The sequence below is a fragment of the Microbacterium xerophyticum genome, from assembly GCF_053543555.1.
The window spans coordinates 395,404-398,557 of sequence record NZ_JBLVOB010000009.1; the positions used below are offsets into that span (position 1 = coordinate 395,404).

Consider the following 3,154-nt stretch of genomic DNA (forward strand, 5'->3'; position numbering starts at 1 on the left):
TCGGGGAGGCGCCCGTCTTCGTATGTCAGCGCCGGCGTCGCCGCGCTCGCCGCGACAGTGCGACGTCGACGATCATCGCGAGCAGCACGGATGCGGGGTACACGAGCAGGTCGCGCTGCGCGAAGCCCGAGCCGAGCACGAGCGCGGAGGGCGGGAACGCGAGAGCCCACGTGCGCGGCAGCTCCGTGAGCTGCAAGAACTCCACGGCGGTGCAGAAGATGATCGCGAGTGCCGCCGGCAACGACCGCGCGCTTCGCGTCAGCACGATCGCGAACAGCAGGTAGACGAGCACCGCGTACAGGGCGTCACCCGCGATGTCGCCGATGTCGCCGGAACCGAACCGGTGCACCAGCAGACCGGCGACGAGCACGGCGACCGCCAGCGCCATGAGCGCGGTCCTGCGCCGGGCGGTGGAGCGTGTGGTGCGATCGGTCACATGTGCACAGTACGAACTCAACCTGCGCGCAGGCTCGACGCCTGGATGTGTTCCGGGCCGGGTCTGGTGTCCCTAGACTGGGATGGTGCTGGAGAATCCCCGGTCCCCGCGTGTCCGAGCCGTCGCGAAGCTGACGAAGCGCAGCGCGCGAACGGAGACGGGGCTCTTCCTCCTGGAAGGTCCTCAGGCTGTTCGGGAGGCGCTTGCATATCGCCCGGAAGGGATCGTCGAACTGTCCGCGACCCCGACCGGATGGGAGAGGCATCCTGACCTGCGCTCCGCGAGCGCGGCGCACTCGGTGAAGGTCGAGTACGTCACCGAGTATGTGCTCAACGCCATGGCCGACACGGTCACTCCCCAGGGCGTGATCGCCGTCGTCCGACAGGCGCCGACGTCGGCCCGCGACATCTTCGCAGCATCCCCTCGGCTGATCGCGATCTGCGAAGAGGTTCGCGACCCAGGCAATCTCGGCACCATCATCCGTGCTGCGGATGCCGCGGGTGCCGATGCGGTGATCCTCACAGGCCGCACGGTCGATCCTCACAACCCCAAGGTCGTGCGCGCGACGACGGGATCGCTCTTCCACCTGCCGGTGTCGGTCGGCGGGAACCTCGAAGACGTCGTCGAACGCGCTCATGCCGCCGGGGTCACCGTGCTCGCCGCGGACGTCAAGGGCGACGATCTTCTGCAGGCCCGCGCGGAGGGCGTGCTCGCGCAGCCGACGGCCTGGTTGTTCGGCAACGAGGCACGCGGACTCGAGGAGTCTGCTCTAGCGCTCGCCGATCACGTGCTCAAGCTTCCGATCTTCGGCCGTGCCGAGTCCCTGAACCTCGCCACGGCCGCAAGCGTGTGCCTGTACGAGAGCGCCTTCACGCAGCGGGCCGCTGACGGTCGCTGACCTCCGTTCTCCGCGTCGATCGTCTGTTTCCGATCGGTTACAACTCGATAACCCGCCGACGTGGATGCTGGTTCCTGTGCTCATGCACTCACTAGTGTGGGGACATGACCGAGACTGGTGCACCCCTCGTCGTGGTGGAGAACGTTCAGAAGCACTACGGCGACTTCCAGGCGCTGACCGATATCGACCTCACCGTGAACAAGGGCGAGGTGGTCGTGGTGATCGGGCCGTCCGGGTCCGGCAAGTCGACGCTGTGCCGCACGATCAATCGTCTGGAGACGATCACGAGCGGCAAGATCTCGATCGACGGCGAGCCGCTCCCCGCCGAGGGCAAGGGGCTCGCGAAGCTCCGCGCCGACGTCGGTATGGTCTTCCAGTCCTTCAATCTCTTCGCCCATCTCACGATCCTCGAGAACGTGACCCTCGGGCCGATCAAGGTCCGCGGCCTCAGGAAGGCGGATGCCGACAAGGAGGGCATGGCCCTTCTCGAACGCGTCGGAGTCGCCCAGCAGGCGTCCAAGCTTCCCGCCCAGCTCTCCGGAGGCCAGCAGCAGCGCGTCGCGATCGCCCGTGCTCTCGCGATGCGTCCGAAGGTGATGCTCTTCGACGAGCCGACCAGCGCCCTGGACCCCGAGATGATCAACGAGGTGCTCGACGTCATGGTCGGCCTGGCGAAGGACGGCATGACGATGATCGTCGTGACGCACGAGATGGGCTTCGCACGCAAGGCGGCGAACCGCGTCGTCTTCATGGCGGACGGGAAGATCGTCGAAGAGGCGACGCCCGAGGAATTCTTCACGAACCCGAAGAGTGATCGCGCCAAGGACTTCCTCTCGAAGCTCCTCACACACTGACCTTTTCTGTACACACAGCACACAAGGAGACGAAAATGCGACGCACACGGACACTTGCAGGGATCGGGATCGCGACGGTCGCGCTGCTCGCCCTGACCGCCTGCAACAGCGGAAGCCCCACGGATCCCGGCGCCGGCGACGGTGGAGGAGAAGCCGAAGAGCCCGCGACCTGGTTCGAGGTGGCTTCCGACGTCTCGCTGGAGGGCAGCCCGACATTCGACGCGATGACAGAACGCGACAGCGTGGTCGTCGGCGTCAAGGAAGACCAGCCCGGCCTCGGCTACCTCGACGTCACGACGGGGGAGCGCACCGGCTTCGACATCGACATCGCGCGCTGGATCGCCGCATCCCTCGGCTTCGACGAGGACAAGATCGAGTTCAAGCCGATCGCTTCGGCGAACCGCGAGCAGGCGATCACCAACGGCGACATCGACTACTACGTCGGCACGTACTCGATCACCGACAAGCGCAAGGAGCAGATCAGCTTCGCAGGTCCGTACTTCATCACCGGACAGGGCCTGCTCGTCACCAGTGACAGCGACATCACCAGCGAGGCAGATCTCACCGCTGACACCACAGTGTGCTCGGCGACGGGGTCCACGCCGATCCAGAACATCCGCGACAACTACCCTGACGTGCCCACGCGCGGGTTCGACCTGTACTCGGCATGCGTGGAGGCGCTCCTGAACGGTGAGGTCCAGGCCGTCACAACCGACCAGGCGATCCTGATCGGTTACGCGGCGGCTGATCCCGACAACCTCAAGGTCGTCGGAGAGCCGTTCACCGAGGAGCGTTACGGCGTCGGCCTGGCCAAGGGCGATGAGGCGCTTCAGGAGCACATCAACACCCTCTTCACCGACGGCGGCGACATCTGGCAGGCGATCTTCGACGAGAACCTCGGTTCGTCCGGGATCACCGTCGAACAGCCCGCAGTCGACTGACTGACTCGGGGGGGGGGCGGGTGGG

The 3,154-nt window shown here is 66.1% G+C and carries 4 protein-coding genes; 3 read left to right on the plus strand and 1 reads right to left on the minus strand.

Annotated features, from left to right (window positions below; genetic code table 11):
* Positions 1 to 25 precede the first annotated feature (25 nt).
* A complete protein-coding gene (locus ACNPNP_RS19865; RefSeq protein WP_448967754.1) occupies positions 26 to 436 on the minus strand; it encodes a ribosomal maturation YjgA family protein in 411 nt (136 codons plus the stop codon).
* Positions 437 to 521: 85 nt separating this feature from the next.
* Here ACNPNP_RS19865 and ACNPNP_RS19870 point away from each other — a divergent pair, with 85 nt between their 5' ends.
* From ACNPNP_RS19870 to ACNPNP_RS19880, 3 genes are all read left to right on the plus strand, one after another.
* Entirely contained in the window at positions 522 to 1,334 is an 813-nt protein-coding gene (locus ACNPNP_RS19870) for a TrmH family RNA methyltransferase (protein ID WP_448967755.1), read from the plus strand.
* 104 nt (positions 1,335 to 1,438) lie between these two features.
* Positions 1,439 to 2,188: an amino acid ABC transporter ATP-binding protein gene (locus ACNPNP_RS19875; protein ID WP_448967756.1), complete on the plus strand. Its 750-nt coding sequence runs from the start codon at positions 1,439 to 1,441 to the stop codon at positions 2,186 to 2,188.
* Between the two features lie 35 nt (positions 2,189 to 2,223).
* Positions 2,224 to 3,129 (plus strand): glutamate ABC transporter substrate-binding protein, encoded by a 906-nt coding sequence (locus ACNPNP_RS19880; protein ID WP_448967757.1) that lies wholly within the window; start codon positions 2,224 to 2,226, stop codon positions 3,127 to 3,129.
* Positions 3,130 to 3,154 lie beyond the last annotated feature (25 nt).